Source organism: Chryseobacterium shigense (genome assembly GCF_900156575.1).
In the GTDB taxonomy this organism is placed as follows: Bacteria; Bacteroidota; Bacteroidia; order Flavobacteriales; family Weeksellaceae; genus Chryseobacterium; species Chryseobacterium shigense.
The window spans coordinates 481543-500186 of record NZ_FTNY01000002.1 but is presented as its reverse complement, the minus strand read 5'-3'; the positions used below and the strand labels follow the sequence as shown (position 1 = coordinate 500186).

The following is an 18644-nucleotide window of genomic DNA, read 5'->3' as shown; positions in this document are numbered from 1 at the left end:
CATTTACACTAAATCAAATCATGGATAGCAAATTACAGGCACAAGAAAGCCAACAGCAGGGTCAGCAGCAACACTCAGGGCAACCGAAAGGAAACCCGCTTGCGGAGCTTAATAAAATGGGAGGTTTTGGCTTTGTTGAATCCGTTGTAGACGGAATCGCCAATATGAACCCTACCAGAAAAGCAAGAAAAGAAATTTTTCTTACTGATAGCAATAAAACAGACGAAAGAAAAGAACTTCTTCAAAAAATAAACCTTTGGGTAAGTCTTTTGGAAGGAAATGAGTCTGCAGATAAAATGGCCGATACCTGCAAAACTAAAGCACAAACAGCCGATCAGAATTTAAAAACCAATCTTAAAAATACACTTGACGCAGTACGTTTGTTGGAAACAAACTACAGAACGGTAGCTCAATTCTACAAAAATACAGAATTGGATAAAGTAGACAATGTAAGCATTGTTAATGCAAGTCTGGAACAGGTTTCAGATCTTGACAATCCTTTATTCATCGATGCTATTTCCGAAGAATTCAAGAATTATTATGACCGTTTAGATCTTAGAGACAACTATTCTATCCTGGCGATCCCTGGATATTTAGGATCCAACAAAGTCATTGAAAAATGGGCAAAGATCTGTAACGAAAACAAAGTAATGATGGTTACCGATTTTGCTAATCTTGATAAGCCGGATGACGTAGTAGACTTATTCCACTCGGCTAACCTTACCGGAGGTGAGCTCCACAGAAGTAACGTGATTATGACGTGTAACTGGCTGGTAGGAAGAGGAAGAGCCGAAGAAGTAGGAGAAGAAGAGAACGTAGAACTTCCACCTTCCACTTCATTAGCTGGAAAAATCCACAAAACCCTGATGTCTCAGGTAGCAGCAGGTAAAAAACACGGGAACATCAATGAAGTAGACGCCGTAAAATTCGAATTGAAGAAAAGTGAAATTTCTCAGCTAGAAAAAATGGGTCTGGTTCCAATGGTGAACGAGTATGGAAAGATCATGGCATTCTCTGCCAAAACATTGTTTACAGGTGATAATATCGGTCTTCAGACCTATTCAGTAGTACGTGTATTCGACTATGTGACTAAGGTTTTACTGGATTTCCTGAACAGAAGAGCTTTCGAAAACTGGAATGCCAAAAATGAAGATGATCTGAGAAGACAGATCGTAACATTCCTTGATAACATCAAAGGTCCGGATAAATTGATTGAAAAATTCAAAATCGTTCGTTTTGAGCAGGACAAAACAAATAAAGACAGAGTATGGCTTGATATCCGTATGACCCCTTATTTCCCTACAAAAAGTTTCGTTATTAAATTAGACGGGCACAAAGGAGATGATGGTAACGAATGGGATGCACAATACACTCAGGAATAATAAAAAACTAATTTTAAATAACAAACCGATGCATTTTTACATCGGTTTTTTACTGCCAATTCATATGAAAATTAATGTAATCAAAAAAAGTTTAAGCTTTTTCCTGCCGGTATTCCTGCTGATTGTATTATCAGGATGTGAAAAAAAATATGAAGCGCCGGATCATTATGCAGTGGATCTTTTTAAAGACGAGCGTACAGAAGGAAAAGCCTACATCATGAACGAAGAAGAATGCTTTGACGGCAGTGAGCTGGTTATTGCAAGTGGAAATGTAAAACTGACCGACAGTTCAAAAGGAAGAGGAAAAACATTCTTTCTTTACAAAGTAAGGTCAGGAAAGATAATGAAAACAATAAGAGACTCTGTTGTAGACTATCCATTCATGTTTCTGTCTGATCAGAGACTTAAGCTTAAAAATGATTCCATCTATCTTTATCTGAAAAAACTTGAAGGGTACCGCTTTATTGCCGCAGAAAGAAACCTTAAATATCAGTGGCTGAAAGCAGCTCCGGTATACTCCGTTAAAAAGGATAAATAATTTTATCTTTGCAGAAGGGAAATTAACATCTGCTATATTTCTGTTGCAAGCCAGTTACTAAAATAAACCTGTCATGCTGAGCGAAGTCGAAGCATGATACAAATAATAGCAGTTAAGAATTCCCTCAAAATCATTTAAACAGACTAAGGTTGTTGGAAAGAGATAATAAAAGTTCAGATTTTCTCCATATTGGAAATAAATTATTGAACTGGTACGGAAAAAATGCAAGAGATCTGCCTTTCAGACAGACAAAAGACCCCTACAAGATATGGATCTGTGAAATTGTTTTTCAGCAGACCAGGATCAGTCAGGGACTGAATCATTACAATAATTTCATTAAAAGGTTTCCGGATGTCAAAACTCTGGCCGATGCTGAAGAAAATGAAGTGTTGCTTTATTGGAAAGGACTCGGATATTATTCACGGGCCATTAATATCCATAAAGCTTCACAACAGATCATGAATGATTACCATGGAGTTTTCCCTGCAGATTATGAAGAAATTTTAAAATTAAAAGGTGTAGGCAAATATACCGCTGCTGCAGTATCAAGCATTTGTTTTGGAGGCAGAATGCCGGCGGTTGATGGAAATTTTTACAGAGTTTTAAGCCGCATTTTTGCAGATGATTTTGATATTTCCAGCTCACGGGCCTTTTCCTATTTCTCTCAATTGGCCGGACTGGTCATGCCGGAAAATGTAGGCGATTTTAATCAGGCCATGATGGATCTTGGCTCAGAAATCTGTAAACCTAAAAATCCACTTTGCGGGGAATGTCCCGTCAATGATGACTGTCTCGCATTTTCTCTTGATAAAACATCAGATTATCCTGTAAAAACAAAAAAGGTGAAAGCACAGGATCTCGCGTTGAAATACTATTTCGTCCATAGAAACGGACAGTTTTTGATCCGGCAGAGAAAAGATGATTTTATCTGGAAAAAATTATTCGAGTTTCCGGATACTATTTCTGAAGATATGGAACTATTCATCAGAAACGTAAAGACGATCACCCATAAACTAACCCATAAGAATCTGACCATTGAAATTTCAAACGTTGAGATGGATTCAGAAGCCGTTTGGGACCGTTTCATAGCACAAAATCATTACCTCATTACAGACTTTGAAGACTCTCACGATAAATCTTTTCCCAAGCCTTTGGAAAACTACATCCAAAACGCACTGAAAGACTGAAATTTGTCTCCCAAAATCTAAAATCTAATTTGTACTTTTGCAAAATGATAAAAAACGTCATTTTTATTTTCGTGTCATTGCTTTTAATTTCGTGTGGAAAAGATCATGTTCCAAAACCGTATGGTGAACTCCGTCTGGAATATCCTGCACCGAAATATCAGAAGTTTGAGAATAACTGTGCCTATACCTTTGAATATTCAGATTTTGCATCCATTAGTGATGCTAAAAGGCCGTGCTGGTACTACATCAACTACCCGAAAATGAAAGCAAAGCTTTTTGTAACCTATTACCCGATACAGAATGATTTTGCAGACCATATCAAAGAAACTGAGAAAATGGTCTATGAGCATACCGTAAAAGCAAGTTCCATAGATACCAAGTCATTTGAATACCCTGATAAAAAAGTATACGGGAACTTCTATGAGCTGAAAGGACAGACTGCTTCCAATCTTCAATTTTACATTACAGACAGTACGAAACATTTCGTGACTGCTTATTTATACTTTAATACAAGACCCAAACCGGATTCTTTGGCCCCGGCAGTAAACTATATCAAAAATGATATGAAACATCTGCTGGACACTTTTGAATGGAAAAAATAATTGACTTTAAAATACATTGAAAAATATATGAAACTTTTAGTTGTAGGAAGCGTTGCATTTGATGCGATCGAAACACCATTTGGTAAAACGGATAAAATTTTAGGAGGTGCAGCCACTTATATCGGCATTACTTCATCTATTTTAGGTGTTAAATCCGGTATTGTTTCTGTTGTTGGAGGAGATTTCCCACAGGAGCATCTTGATATGTTCACAGACAGAGAGGTAAATATTGAAGGAATTGAAATCGTAAAAGAAGGAAAAACATTTTTCTGGTCTGGAAAATACCATAACGATTTGAATACCAGAGACACTTTAGCTACAGAAGTGAATGTCTTAGAAAATTTTGATCCGAAAATTCCAGATTCTATGCAAGATGCAGAGATTCTTCTGCTTGGAAACCTACACCCTGGTGTTCAGTTATCCGTATTGGAAAAAATGAACAACCGTCCTAAATTGGTTATCCTTGATACCATGAACTTCTGGATGGATTCAGCCTGGGATATTTTAATGGATATGATTGCCAAAACAGACGTTATTACCATCAACGATGAAGAGGCAAGACAGCTTTCAGGAGAGTATTCTCTGGTAAAAGCAGCTAAAAAGATCCACACCATGGGTCCTGATTATGTGATCATCAAAAAAGGAGAGCACGGAGCTTTACTTTTCCACGACAATAAAGTATTTGCTATCCCTGCGCTTCCACTGGAAGAAGTTTTCGATCCTACCGGAGCCGGAGATACTTTTGCCGGAGGTTTTGCCGCTTATCTTGCTAAAAAAGGAAAGGTAGATTTCGAAACGATGAAGTCTGCTTTGATCGTAGGTTCTGCCATGGCTTCTTTCACCGTTGAGAAATTTGGAACAGAAAGAATTCAGGAAGTAAATGAATCTGATATGTTCGAAAGATTGAGACAATTCAAAGAATTAACGACATTCGATATCGAACTGCAATAAATAAATCTTTTTAAGAAATATTTATAATAAAAAATTTAGACTAATTCGTTAAGAATTCTAAATTTGCAACTTGTTTAAAATAGTAAAATGACAAATAAACTAAAAATCACTTTTCTTCTTGGGATTTTCATGATGATATTCTCTTCAAACATGAATGCTCAGCTAAAACCAGGAGAGTTAGTGGATGGTATTGCTGCTGTTATCGGTGATGAAATTGTTTTGGAATCAGATGTGAATGAGCAGATGAACTATGCCAAACAGCAGGGAGCCTCTGAAACTGACAAATGTGAGTTCCTTGAAAACCTGATCAGCAACAAACTTCTTGTATACGAAGCCAAAAAAGATACATTGATTGAAAACCGTTCTGCTGCCATTAAAGAGCAGGCCAATGCAAAATACCGTCAGTTGCTCTCTCAATTCCCGGATGAAAAAACAATGCTTACTGCATATAAATTCAGAAACGGATTTGAAATGAAAAATGCAATCGAAAAGATCGATATAGACCAGTATTACGGGCAGGCAAAATATCAGCGTATCACTGAAAAAGCAGACGTTACGCCAAATGAGGTGACAGATTTCTATAACCTTTACAAAATGCAGCTTCCACAGGTAAAAGATGAAATTTCTTTAGCTCAGATCATGATGTATCCTAAGCTGACAGAAGCTCATAAAGAAGACCTGATTAAAAGATTAAAGAAAATCAAACAGGATATTGCAGGAGGAGAAACTTTCGAAAGCCAGGCAAGGATTTATTCTGAAGATGAAGGATCTGCGGCCAACGGAGGTTTGTATAAAAACATCTACAAAGGACAAATGGTAAAGCCATTTGAAGCAGCGGCTCTAAACCTTCAGGAAAATGAAATCTCAGATCCTATTGAATCTGAATTCGGATATCATATTATACAGCTGATCAAAAAATCAGGTAAAGTTTATGACGCTAGACACATCCTGCTAAAGGCGACCCCTACAGATGATGAAGTAAAAACGGCAAAAATAAAACTAGACAGTATCAAAGGACTGATCTTTGCTGGAAAGATCACATTTAAAGATGCTGCTTTTAAATTTTCAGATGATAAGAAAACCAAGTTCAATGCAGGAATTATCGCAGGAGCAGACGGTTCTGATAAAATCGAAAGAGAAAGTATTCCGGGATCCATCAGCTATGAATTGGCAGGTCTGAACAAGGGAGATATTACAGCTGCTTTCGAAGATGAAGACAATAAAAGAAAAGTTGTGAAGATCATTAAGCAGGAAGATGTGATTCCTGCACACCAGATTACGCTGGAAACAGATTATAACAGAATCAAGCAGATGGCGCTTAACAAAAAGCGTAACGAAATGATTGAGAAGTTTGTCAACTCTAAATTACCGACAACCTTTATATCAATTGACGGACGTTATGATAAATGTAACTTCAAAGCCAACTGGAAAAAAGAATCAATCAAAAAATAAATACAAAACCTTCAGAATTTCTGAAGGTTTTTTTTGTATACAGATTGGTTTTCTGGAAAATTATATATTTTAGATAATAAAATCATAAAGCAATGGATGAACACTTTTATCAACAGGAATTTCAGAAAGCTGTTGATGCCATTTCGGAAAAAGACTTTGATGATGCCGGACTTCAGCTTTCTGTCAACATCATTCTTGAGTCTGTTGCATTAAAGATATATAAGCCTGAATGGGCCAGTAATGTACAGTCTCCCTTGAATGCTCCCGGCAGAATCTTTTTTTCGGTTTGGGTGAGCGAAAAATCAATTGGAGAAGGGAAGCTATATTACAATATTCACGCATTAAAAGTAAGAGCGCTGAAAGCCTATAAGATCCCGGCCAGAAGTTTCGCCGAAGAATTTAGAACTCGTTTTGAAAAGGAAAAAGAAAACTGGGAGAATGTCAGTGTAAAATACGGTCCTTTGACCTTAATGGAAGGATGGGTTGTATTAAAACATGATCAACTCCAGGATGATCTCCTGAAACTGGCTCATCAATTTATGACGATAAGCCCTTTAATAGATGAATTACTCAATAAGTACCGCTTAAAGCCATAGCTAATATCAGATAATTTCCCCCAATTTTTAATCACTAAAAACCATTGTTTTTAGTATTTTTACGCATGAGCAATTTTATAGATTTCAATTCAGCAAAAAAACTTCACGAAATGAAGACAGGTCACAATAGAATTACAGAGCTTTTTACTATACAATATCCTATTATTCAGGCCGGAATGATCTGGCATTCAGGTTGGAAATTAGCTTCAGCGGTTTCTAACTGCGGAGGATTGGGAATTATAGGGGCAGGAAGTATGTACCCTGATATCCTCAGAGAAAATATCCAAAAATGCAAAATGGCTACCAATAAGCCTTTTGGCGTGAATGTACCTATGCTATATCCCAATCTTGAAGAGATCATCCAGATTATTCTTGAAGAAGGCGTAAAGATCGTCTTTACCTCTGCGGGAAATCCAAAAACTTATACAGAAACACTTCAAAAAGAAGGAATAAAAGTTGCCCACGTAGTCTCGTCTACCAAATTTGCCGTAAAATGTGAAGATGCCGGAGTAGATGCCATCGTTGCAGAAGGTTTTGAAGCGGGAGGACACAACGGAAGAGATGAAACCACTACTTTCTGTCTGATCCCGAATGTGAAAAATCATATTTCTAAACCCTTAATCGCTGCAGGAGGAATTGCACTCGGCTCGCAAATGAAAGCAGCTATGATTTTAGGAGCGGATGGAGTACAGATCGGTTCAAGATTCGCTGCCACCGTTGAAGCAAGTGCCCACGAAAACTGGAAAAAGAAAATTACAGAACTCAATGAAGGGGATACGCACCTTACCTTAAAAGAACTAGCCCCCGTAAGGATGGTTAAAAATAAATTCTTTGGTGAACTGGAAGACATCTACCAGTCCGGAAGAGATAAAGATGCTTTGATCGCTTCATTAGGACGAGCGAGAGCAAAGCGGGGAATGTTTGAAGGAGATATGGAAGATGGCGAGCTTGAAATAGGTCAGGTTTCGGCTTTGATTAATGATATCCTTCCGGTAGAAACTGTTTTCAGTAATTTACTGAAGGAATTTGAAGAAGCGAAAACACCAGTATTGTAATAGAGATTTGGACAAATGGAAGAAAGAATAATAGAAGTAGGAGGTCAGAAACTTTATACAGCATATCATCATGCATGGGAAGGAAAACCTGTTATTGTTTTTCTACACGATTCCTTGGGTTGTACTCAACTTTGGAGAGATTTTCCAGCAAAACTCTCACAAGCTACCGACTGCAATGTCCTGGTATATGACAGATTAGGTTACGGAAAATCAGAGCCTATGCTTACCCATGAAAGACCCGTCAACTATATGGAATTGGAAGCTGATCTTTTGAATGATCTGCTTTCGGAGCTTCATATTACTAATGCTATTCTATTTGGGCACAGTGATGGCGGAACGATTGCCTTGATCACCGCGGCTAAATATCCGGAAACAGTAAAAGCGGTTATCTGTGAAGCAGGACATATTTTTGTGGAAGACGTGACGCTGAAAGGAGTTTATGATGCCTGGGATGCTTATAAAACAACCAATCTTCCCGAACGTCTGCAAAAATACCACGGTGACAAGGTAGAAATGCTCTTCAAAGCATGGACAGAAACCTGGACCCGCGAAGACTACAGAAGCTGGAATATTGAATACCTCTTAAAAAATATTCAATGCCCTTTACTCTTCATTCAGGGAGAAGCTGATGAATACGGAACGTTGGAGCAGGTTGAAAAAACAGTGAATCAGATAGCCGGAACGTCAGAAAAATATATCATTCCCGGAATAGGGCATACGCCGCACAAAGAAGTTCCGGAAATGGTTCTCAACAAAACAGCAGCATTTATAAAACAGAATAGCTGACAATACTTACAGTACATAGCACCTTGATTGAACAAGGTGTTTTTTTTTATTTTTAAAGCACATGGCTTAAAAGTTCTCAAAATTAATATGATATATGATGTTTCTGACAGCCAGGAATATGGTATTGAATATGGCTGTAAAGTAAAGAATTTGTCAGGAAATTCTGATTTATTATTCTGAAAAGAGGTTTATACTATTGTAGTAAAGAATATCAGAAAGCATATCTATTTTAATGATGTGTAACCATATTATAGTATTTCGGTTAAATATGGGAGCACAGAAGAATATTTTTTGTCTAGTAATTTTAATGTATTTCTTGTCTTTGTAAATGTATTCATTGTATTCTTCTTATTATTATTAGGCTAGGTCCGGTTTATTGCACCGTTAAGAAACCCAGATAGTTTTTTGACACCTAAGTTATCATAATCATACATGGTTTTTTAAATCCAATATTCAAGTCGTCGAAATATTGAGACATCGCTCTTTGTAGTTTCTATCCAAGATCCATTATAGTTTAAACAGGATATGAAAAAAACATATCTGGCCAAGAAATCTGAAATTCTAAGTGACAAATATCTGCAAAATAAAAAGAATTGCTATTTATTTAAAGTCTACTTCCATAACTGGCTTTTCTTATTTCATGGGCAAAGCTAATGACAACTTTAGCTCTGTTTTCATATCCTTGATGTGAAGAAAATCTTCATCGTTCCAAAATTTGTAAATTGTATTATATAAAATTTTTAGTTCATCATTATTTCCCCAGATTTTTATTCATCATCGTTTTTTAGTGGTGAAATTTTCTTTTTTTACATTCGTAGTACCAGATACTTTTTATCAAAAAACTCATTAATTGAACATTTGCAAATTAATTTTTTAATCTCTTTGGCCATTGAAAGATATTCTTTACCTTCAAAATGAAATATAAGGCTAAGTAGATTCATAATTATTTGATTATTAAAGAAATATATAAATTATTATTAACTACGGACATTGAAAATAAGTAAATAAATATGTGGTCTTTAAATAAATTTTAATACATTTATAACTCCTTGTTAAGGGAATTATAACTTTTAAAACACAAACAAAATGATGACTAAAAACAACAACGTAAGGTTGTTAATTATGAAATTATGTTTAAGTATTACATTCTTATTAAGTAATACCACCAACATAAATGCACAGATTAACACGCAAAAAAATTCACAGGTACGTGAAAATTATAGTCCGGGTAATACTAATGGTGCACAAGCTGCAGCTGTAGACTGGATTAGAAATATAGCTTTTCTTGAGCTATCTAATCTTCTTCAACAATTCGCGAGAATAAACATGAATTATTATCAGTTAAATTGGAGACCTCAAGTTAATGATACAAGACAGCGTCTTATAAGATGGGATCGTAGGCCTCCAAATCAGATTTTTGGAGAAGGTTTCGTGCCATTTGTGAATACACAACCTAGAGCAATTGAAGCGAATTTACCACACTATGTCTCAACTAATTCTCCTTCAATCTTCGTGTCAACTACACAAACATTTGATGAAGGAAGAAGATGGTGGGTTCCTTATGATATGCGATATGTAGCAGTTTATTATGCGTATGAAATCTACGCTCCCGGAGGGATAGATGTGAATGCCTCATTGGGAGAACATGAATACGACGATCAAAATGAGATTGCATTTCCGGGAGGAATACAATCTCAATATATCAGATCCGCTATAGAATATAGATCCACTAATATTTATAGAGTATGGATAAATCCGAGATTTAGAGGTCCGGAAAATCTACCTCCAGTTGGAAGATATTCCAGTGCCGGTCAAATACAATGGTATGATAATCATCCAGAAGGTAACAATAAAGGTTTTTTTAATGATAAAAAATATGATATGAGTACTGATCGCCGTGGAGAAATTACAGATATCCCAAAGGCGGATGAAACTAAAAGAGTTTTAGAAGACGGTGTCTTTCAAATTAAAAGTAGTGTTAATTCTGATGTTGCGGTAGATTTAGGCGTTGCTGGTAATGTAGTCGGTTGGCAAAATAATTCTGCAACCAATCAGATATGGGAATTCACTTATAATGCTAGTAAAAAAGCATATAAAATAAGAAACTTAAATTCTAAAAATTTGATATTGACTTGGGACAGTACAAAGGGTAAAAATGTCATAGGTTTTCAGGATGAAGATAATAGTGACCAGTTTTGGCAAATTGAAGTGAGCAACAATGGAGAGTATATTCTTAAAAATAACAAGAATCACGATATGGTTCTTGATTTACTAGACAGTAAAACGACAAACGGAACCAAAATTCAAGTTCATGAGGTAAATGGTCAAGCAGCTCAAAAATGGATAATCACCCCTTGGACTGGGCAAATCATCAATGATGGAGAATATCAAATCAGAAGCAGTATTCCTAATTCTAATGTAGTCGTAGATTTAGGAGTTGCCAATAATGTAGTCGGTTGGCAAAACAAATCCTCACACAATCAGGTATGGGAGTTCACTTATAATGCTAGTCAAAAAGCATATAAAATAAAAAACTTATTATATAACAGTTTCGTATTGACTTGTGAAAATGGTTCTAATGTCATAGGTTTTCCGGATATAAATTATGATGGCCAGTTTTGGCGAATTGAGAAAAGAAATAATGGAGAGTATGTTCTTAGAAATAACAAGAATCCTGAGATGGTTCTTGATTTATCTGGTAGTCAAACTACAAACGGAACCAAAATTCAAGTTTATAATTCAAACAATGGAGTAAATCAAAAATGGACAATCACCCCTTGGATCGGGAAAACCATCGATGACGGTGTATACCAAATAAAAAGTAGTATTAATTCGAATGTTGTAGTAGATTTAGGACCTGCCCACAATGTAATCGGTTGGCAAAATAAATATTCAACTAATCAAATGTGGGAATTCACTTATAATAGTAGTAAAAAAGCATATAAGATAAGAAACTTATCTTCTGACAATTTAGTATTGGCTTGGGCCAGTCGCAAGGATAGAAGTGTCATAGGTTATAATGATAATGGTGAGAATGACCAGTTTTGGCAGATTGAAATGACCAACGATGGAATGTATATTCTTAGAAATATCCAGAATCACGAGATGCTTCTTGATTTACTCGATAGTAAAACCACAGACGGAACACGTATTCAAGTTCATGAGGCAAACGATCAAGCAGCTCAAAAATGGAGTTTACACCCATTACATAGACCGCAGGTAGATCAAGGAAATTATTATATCGGTTCTAAGTTGAGCTATAAAAATGTCATCGATCATAACCAGCCTAGACATAATTTAGAATTACTTTATAATCGTGGACTTATTTCTAGTCAATGGAGAATTGAATTCGATCCTTCTGAAAAAGCGTACAAAATAAAAACAGCCCGATACCAAAACAGCGGTTGGGTGTTTCTTCAGAAAGGGTATAATATTAATGTAGATAATGTGGACACTCCAGAAATAAATCAAAAACATTTGTGGTTTATTGAATATGATATTAAAGCGGGGGGATTTATAATCAGGTCTAAAGCTGATCCTACTCAAGTAGTCACTTTAAAAGGAGATCGTGATATTAATTCTCAGGAGGTAAAATTTGACTCAGATCAAATTTGGTATATGATACCAATAATGGATTAAAAATTTGATAAGAACAACTTGATTTTACGGGTGGCCCCATAAAATACTTTGTTGGATCATTACTATTGAAGCTGCTCTTTGTGGGCAGCTTCATTTTTTCTTTGACCCCTATTTTAATTTTTATAAGCTGAATATGTGCCTGTCAAAAAGGAACAGTGATTAAACAGATGTTCAAAATGACAACTTTTAATTTTATTTTTGACGTAGGAATCAACTCACAAAAAGTAAAAACAGAATTTAGAATAAAACCTATCAGATCTCATAAATTTGATAGATATAAAACTAACTAGAGAAAGTCTTCACTAGCTTTATATTGTTAGTGGCTGTTATAGAAGGGTAGTCTTAAAACATCGATATTAACAGATTTACAGGATTATGATTTAATTCTATTGGAAGGTTTATTATAATATGAATGCACTAGTGGTGTTTCAATTTATATGCACTAGTAATCAATTTGTTCGTCATATCCTGCCGCTTCTTCATGACTTGATGATTATTGATGTGTACAGATTAAAGATAAAGTCATCATTTTGTACAGAAGTTACAAATTATTAAGACAATCCCGTCATTTTTCAAGCGTATTGATTGGAGATTTTACCAGTCTTTTTATTCTTATTTGTATTGATTTTAATGAAAATAAAAAAATAGATAATTTGTGTTCTAAATAAATTATAAATCTATATCATTAATTTTTTAAAAATATTTAAGGATCTTCCAAAGAGAAATAAACCTGTGATACCAATAGTTTTGACAGTATTTGGCGATGCTTAAATTACATAATACACGCAATTAAAATCACCTTATAGTGATATTTAAATGTTTATTTTTGAAATATCAATAGGTGATGCTGATGATTCTGAAAACAAGAATTATGAAAAAAAGATCTTAAAACTTACAAACATTTTTCAATTCATCCTGGGTGTTGGAATGTGAAATAGTTGTGTTAGAAATGGTTTGTGTTTGAATGGATGTTTTGATGGAGATGTGGCTTTTGCTGCATCTCTTTTTATATATAATATTCACAGAATCTTAAGTTCTTCGGCTATATTTTTTTTGGCATTAAGCTCATATTTTTCCCTGAATTCATCTGTTTTAAAGAGACTTTCGAGCTCCAGAAAATGTTTTAGCACCTTTTTTCTTCCGGGTTTATAAAGCAGATCCGGATAAATGGAGTATTCTTTTCTTATTTTGTGGCTATAGTCCAGATACGCATCCAGATCTTTTCCCAGAATGGAAAGGTCAGCATCCAAAAGATAATTGGTGTCCGTATCTTCAGCTTTTCGATGTGTTTTTGTAGCTATAATCTGAGTGGTGATTTTTGAAATAAGATCTTGAGGTAAACCTAGTTTTTGAAGCCTGGATTCAGCATACGACGCACTTTTTTCTTCATTCGATTTTGAAGAGGCATTGTAAATGACATCATGATAAAATACAGCAAATGAAACCGCAGTGAAGTTTTCAATACGTTCTTTTACAGAATCCAGCTCCCTGAACATATTTTCCAGATGCAAAAGGTCATGATAATGCCGCCCCTTTTCAGAATAATTTATTTCAAGTTCCTGCCAAAAGTGATTGATAAGACTTTGGTCTTTTGAAAAAGTAAGACACAGCTGTATAAAATTTTCTTGCAGATCCATCATAGATAAGATAAAAAAAGGAACTTTAAAAAGTTCCTTGATTTGATTCCAACACTGCTTTAAGCTCAGCCCAGCCTCCGCCGTTATAACCGTCTTTCAAGCCTTGTCCGTTAAGATATTCCAATGCTTTTCCACTTCTGTTTCCACTTCTGCAGAATAAGATGACCGGTTTTTCAACAGATAAGATTTCCTCTTTTCTCTCCTCTACTTCACCAAGAGGGATATTTTTAGCTCCATCTATACTTCCGTCCATTTCAAGCTCCATGGGCTCACGGACATCGATCAATTCATAGTTTCCGGATTGTATTACTTCTATTAAAGACATAACTGTTTAATTTTAGATTAAAAATAAGAACGAAAATACGCAATTTTTTCCTTAAAAAGCGCCTAAAAATTTACCTTTATCCACTCCGGAATTCAAAAGAGAAAGATTGGTAAATTAATCTTAATTTTGCAAGGTGAAAATCCTGAATTCCGGTGCCGAAAAATATTCCCAGCTCATCAAGACCAAAGCAGAACGTTTTGGGTTTCAGAGCTGTGGTATTTCCAAAGCTGAATTTTTAGAAGAAGATGCCCCTAATCTTGAAAAATGGCTTAAAAATAATTTTCATGGCGAAATGAAATACATGGAAAATCATTTCGATAAAAGATTAGATCCAAGGCTTCTGGTAGAAGGTTCAAAATCTGTCATTTCACTTTCCTACAACTACTTTCCAAAAGAAAAAATTTCTGCATTAGAGAATTATAAAATTTCCAAATATGCCTACGCAGAAGACTATCATGAGGTGGTGAAAGAAATTCTTCGTGAAATGGTTTCAGAACTTCAGGACGAAATTGGAGCATTCGGATTCCGGGTCTTTGTAGATTCTGCACCCGTTATGGAAAGAAGCTGGGCCAGAAAATCAGGAATAGGTTGGGTAGGGAAAAATGCCAATCTGATCACCAGACAAAACGGTTCCTTCTACTTTTTAGCAGAAATCATCTGTGATCTTGAGCTGGTTCCCGATCATGCGACAACAGATCATTGCGGAACCTGCCGGAAATGCATCGATGCATGTCCTACAGATGCCATTGTTTCAGAAAAAATAATCGATGGGAGCCGATGTATCTCTTACGCGACCATAGAACTCAAAAACGAAATTCCTGAGCACTTCAAAGACAAAATGGAAGACTGGATGTTCGGCTGTGATATCTGTCAGGATGTATGTCCGTGGAACAGATTTTCTGCACCCAACAAACAGAACAGATTTGCTCCCAACGAATCTTTGAAAAATTTCAAAAAAGAAGAATGGAAGGAAATTACTCAGGAAATATTCTCTGAGATCTTTAGGAAATCTCCGGTGAAGAGAACAAAATTTGCTGGTCTGAAACGAAATATTGAATTTTTGGAAGGCTCTTCAGATAAAATCTAGGGTAATTTTTTTGGTGACGAATCCTTATCTGGAATTTTTGAGTTCCAAAATCTCGTGGATAACTGGCCATCCCTTAAGCTGTACGTCTTAAGGAGGAGAAGATTGAATTCAGTAAGAATCTTTTGAAAACTTTTCCTAAAAAGAAAAATTGACTTTCATGAGACAAAATCCCACAGAAAATCAACGTTTTTTTTGTACTCTTTTAGGAGCAATTTTCACTCTTACTTTAAATCTTTTTTGTGATTTTACATTTTTACGCATATTTGTGAATATTTCGTAACTAAATTTAATCATTTTTCCGATTAAAACAAATACTTTTACGGAAAATTGATGATTAAATTGTATTAAAATATGACTGCGAAAATTGTATTAGGATATATCCTCAAAACCATAGGAGTTATTTTAGGAATTGTAGTGTTTTACATTATTTTAGGCCTTGTGCTTCCACTCATAGAGGTTTCTGCAGAGGACGACGGGCAGCCGAAAGATATTCCCATCTATATTTATACAAACGGTGTACATACGGACATCGTAATGCCTGTAAAAAATGATCTTCAGGATTGGGGAGCAAAAGTTCCGTTTTCCAATACCAAATCAAAAAGTACAGATTACCACTATATAGGAATTGGCTGGGGCGATAAAGGTTTTTATCTTGATACTCCTACATGGGCTGATCTAAAGGCTTCCACTGCTTTAAAAGCAGCATTCTGGCTCAGCGATTCTGCCATGCATTGCACCTATTACAAAACCATGAGAGAAGGGGAAGACTGCAAAATGATCATGATCAGCAGAGACCAGTATAAAAACCTGGTAAAATTTGTGGAAGATAAATTCGACAGAGATCAGAACGGAAATTTTATGGTGATACCTACCAATGCTGTTTATGATGTCAACGATGCTTTTTATGATGCCAAAGGGACCTACAGCTTCCTTTATACCTGTAATACGTGGGCCAATGATGCTCTCAAGGCGGCAGGACAGAAAGCAGCCTTATGGACTCCTTCCGACTTCGGGATTTTCAGACATTATAAATAATTTTAATGAAGATTTTTGCCGTAATTATCGCTATTCATCTTGTATTTTCCTGTAGTAAAAAGCCCGGCGAAATTAAGAAGGCTCCCGGAATTTCTGTAGCAAAAGAAGAAAGGAAACCTCAAATACCGGTTTCTGAAATGGCAGATAAGGCAGAAGAAGCTTTGAAATTCTGCATGTCAAAAAAACTCAGTACAGATTTTTGTATTCTTATCGATATGAGTATTCATTCAGGAATCAAACGATTTTTTGTATGGGATTTTAAAACGAAGTCTGTTTCCAAAATGTATCTCGTAGGACATGGCTGCGGAATAAACCCATGGAGTAGTGATGGTTCTAAAAACAACCCGGCTTTCAGCAATGAAGACGGAAGCCATCTTTCATCTTTGGGCAAATATAAGCTTCAGGGAAGAGGTCAGAGTGACTGGGGAATTCATATTAAATACCTGATGCATGGTCTGGAAGAAACAAACAGCAATGCATTGAAAAGATATATTGTTTTTCATTCATGGGATCAGATGAGTGACGACGAAGTTTTTCCAAAAGGTTCTCCTGAAGGATGGGGCTGTCCCACTATTTCCAATAATGCTATGAAAGAAATTGATCCTATGCTTCAAAAAGCAGGGAAGCCGGTTCTCATGTGGATTTATCACTAACTATCTTTAATGAACGGATTACTTCGTTTTATAAAAAATATTCCATTAAAATAAATCTAAAAAAGAATTGGGTCTTTGAATTGTTTCAAAGACCTTTATTTTTTAATGATATAAAACATGATTTAAGTTTTTTTAACATTCACGATGCCAGATAACCGACCTAAAATTCATAATTTCGCCGAACTATCGTTTTTACTATAAAACCAAAGCTTTTCTTATTGACATGGCAGGTCTGAGATCACTTATCTTTTTCTATTTCATATTGGTTTTTACCCTTTTCAATTCGAAATGGGCAGAAAAAGCAATGGGAAATATTCCCTGCGTACCAACTGTAGGGAATGTTCATATTCTCGATTTTTACGAGGAAGCAGATATGAATACTCATGCACTGCCTTCTATATCGAAAATCGTAAAACATTCATCCCGCAAAGATGAGGTAGCAACAGAAGATTTCTCGGAAATTCTTAAAATTACCTCCAGAATCAGTCTTCCTGATATCGCGATTTCCACCATCTGCGGCGTAAAATCCTTTCTCCATCTTTTCCAGTTATATTAATGTAAGTTATTGAAAAACAGTTTATTTTAACGAAATTTTTATAACTTAAATACTTTAAAATGTATTCTAAAAACGTAATAATTTGCATTCTTGCAATATTATTCGCTGCGTCATGCAGTAAAAACAACAAAAACAATAAAGCGAACGAAAAAGAAGTTCCTGTACTTGAGATCAAAGAAAAAGATACCCTTGTCAACAACCAGTTTGTTACCGATATTCAGGCAAAGAAAAATGTTGATATCCGTTCCCGGATCGGGGGAATCATTCACCATATTTATGTGAATGAAGGACAGTTTGTTCACAAGGGCCAGACCCTTTTCAAGATCAGTGATGCAGAACTACAGATGGAGCTTTTAAAAGCAGACGCTACTTTAAAGCAGACCGATGCCGATGTACGGGTGGCAGAAGTAGAACTGAAACAGATCCAGAGTCTTCATGCCAAAAAGTTTGTCGCAAATAATGAACTTGAAATGGTTAAGGCCAAGCTTTCATCAGCTAAAGCAAAACACGCTTTTGCAGATGCGGAAAGAAAAACAGTGCTGCAAAAAATCAGTTTTACAAGAGTAACAGCGCCTTTTGACGGTGTTATCGACGTTATTCCTCATAAAGAAGGAAGCCTTGTAGAAAACGGAACCCTGCTCACCACTTTATCCCAGCTGAATGAAGTCTATGCCTATTTCTCTATTCCTGAAAACCTGTATTTCGAACTTATTGCGAATGATAAGATCGGAAATCACCATAAAATAGAACTTACACTTCCCAATGGGGTCAATTATGAGTTCAATGGTGCACTGAAAACAGCAGAAGGAGAAATTGACAGAACTACGGGTTCTATCCGTTATAAAGTACTGTTCCCCAACCCTGACCGCCTGATTAAGCACGGGACTTCAGGAAAACTTATTATTTCCGAGCATCAGGCCAATGCCCTATTGATTCCTCAGAAATCTACATTCTCTATCCAGGACAAGACCTATGTTTTTGTTGTCGATAAAAAGAACAAAGTGAAAATGACCAGTATTAAGATCGGAACCACCTTAAGAGATTCTTATGTCGTGGAAAGCGGTCTTAAAAAAGGAGATCTGATCATCTATGAAGGGACACAGTCTTTGAAGGATGGTGATATGATTAAAATTAAAAAGAAGTATTAACCTTTCGTAATTTTT

The 18644-nt window shown here is 35.8% G+C and carries 17 protein-coding genes; 15 read left to right on the top strand and 2 right to left on the bottom strand.

What is annotated here, in order from left to right:
• The first annotated feature begins 20 nt into the window (after positions 1–20).
• The 10 genes from BW964_RS07690 (at position 21) to BW964_RS07645 (ending at position 12188) form a co-directional block, all read left to right on the top strand.
• Positions 21–1382, top strand: coding sequence for a DUF5458 family protein (locus BW964_RS07690; RefSeq protein WP_076506164.1), 1362 nt, complete (start codon positions 21–23; stop codon positions 1380–1382).
• 64 nt (positions 1383–1446) lie between these two features.
• Positions 1447–1920 (top strand): hypothetical protein, encoded by a 474-nt coding sequence (locus BW964_RS07685; RefSeq protein ID WP_228431950.1) that lies wholly within the window; start codon positions 1447–1449, stop codon positions 1918–1920.
• Between the two features lie 152 nt (positions 1921–2072).
• A complete protein-coding gene (gene mutY, locus BW964_RS07680; RefSeq protein ID WP_076506161.1) occupies positions 2073–3107 on the top strand; it encodes an A/G-specific adenine glycosylase in 1035 nt (344 codons plus the stop codon).
• 44 nt (positions 3108–3151) lie between these two features.
• A complete protein-coding gene (gene gldD / locus BW964_RS07675; RefSeq protein WP_076506159.1) occupies positions 3152–3709 on the top strand; it encodes a gliding motility lipoprotein GldD in 558 nt (185 codons plus the stop codon).
• A gap of 27 nt (positions 3710–3736) precedes the next feature.
• Positions 3737–4660, top strand: coding sequence for a PfkB family carbohydrate kinase (locus tag BW964_RS07670; RefSeq protein WP_076506728.1), 924 nt, complete (start codon positions 3737–3739; stop codon positions 4658–4660).
• An 87-nt stretch (positions 4661–4747) separates the two neighbouring features.
• A complete protein-coding gene (locus tag BW964_RS07665; protein WP_076506158.1) occupies positions 4748–6112 on the top strand; it encodes a peptidylprolyl isomerase in 1365 nt (454 codons plus the stop codon).
• Between the two features lie 92 nt (positions 6113–6204).
• The gene (locus BW964_RS07660) at positions 6205–6708 is read left to right on the top strand and encodes a hypothetical protein (protein ID WP_076506156.1); all 504 of its coding nucleotides are present in this window, start codon (positions 6205–6207) and stop codon (positions 6706–6708) included.
• A gap of 65 nt (positions 6709–6773) precedes the next feature.
• Positions 6774–7763: an NAD(P)H-dependent flavin oxidoreductase gene (locus BW964_RS07655; protein WP_394333897.1), complete on the top strand. Its 990-nt coding sequence runs from the start codon at positions 6774–6776 to the stop codon at positions 7761–7763.
• Positions 7764–7778: 15 nt separating this feature from the next.
• On the top strand, positions 7779–8549 hold the full coding sequence (locus BW964_RS07650) for an alpha/beta fold hydrolase (protein ID WP_076506155.1): 771 nt from the start codon (positions 7779–7781) through the stop codon (positions 8547–8549).
• Between the two features lie 1086 nt (positions 8550–9635).
• Entirely contained in the window at positions 9636–12188 is a 2553-nt protein-coding gene (locus tag BW964_RS07645; protein ID WP_076506153.1) for an RICIN domain-containing protein, read from the top strand.
• Between the two features lie 1019 nt (positions 12189–13207).
• Here BW964_RS07645 and BW964_RS07640 read toward each other — a convergent pair.
• Complete coding sequence (locus BW964_RS07640; RefSeq protein WP_228431952.1) at positions 13208–13828, bottom strand: HD domain-containing protein; 621 nt, start codon at positions 13826–13828, stop codon at positions 13208–13210.
• Positions 13829–13850: 22 nt separating this feature from the next.
• Positions 13851–14150: a rhodanese-like domain-containing protein gene (locus tag BW964_RS07635; protein ID WP_076506151.1), complete on the bottom strand. Its 300-nt coding sequence runs from the start codon at positions 14148–14150 to the stop codon at positions 13851–13853.
• A 142-nt stretch (positions 14151–14292) separates the two neighbouring features.
• Between BW964_RS07635 and queG the strand changes: the two genes are divergently transcribed.
• From queG to BW964_RS07610, 5 genes are all read left to right on the top strand, one after another.
• Positions 14293–15237: a tRNA epoxyqueuosine(34) reductase QueG gene (gene queG, locus BW964_RS07630; RefSeq protein ID WP_076506723.1), complete on the top strand. Its 945-nt coding sequence runs from the start codon at positions 14293–14295 to the stop codon at positions 15235–15237.
• 351 nt (positions 15238–15588) lie between these two features.
• A complete protein-coding gene (locus BW964_RS07625) occupies positions 15589–16272 on the top strand; it encodes a TIGR02117 family protein (protein WP_076506149.1) in 684 nt (227 codons plus the stop codon).
• A 5-nt stretch (positions 16273–16277) separates the two neighbouring features.
• Entirely contained in the window at positions 16278–16925 is a 648-nt protein-coding gene (locus tag BW964_RS07620; protein ID WP_076506147.1) for a murein L,D-transpeptidase catalytic domain-containing protein, read from the top strand.
• A 223-nt stretch (positions 16926–17148) separates the two neighbouring features.
• Positions 17149–17481 (top strand): hypothetical protein, encoded by a 333-nt coding sequence (locus BW964_RS07615; RefSeq protein WP_076506145.1) that lies wholly within the window; start codon positions 17149–17151, stop codon positions 17479–17481.
• Between the two features lie 59 nt (positions 17482–17540).
• The gene (locus BW964_RS07610; protein WP_076506143.1) at positions 17541–18629 is read left to right on the top strand and encodes an efflux RND transporter periplasmic adaptor subunit; all 1089 of its coding nucleotides are present in this window, start codon (positions 17541–17543) and stop codon (positions 18627–18629) included.
• Positions 18630–18644: the final 15 nt, after the last annotated feature.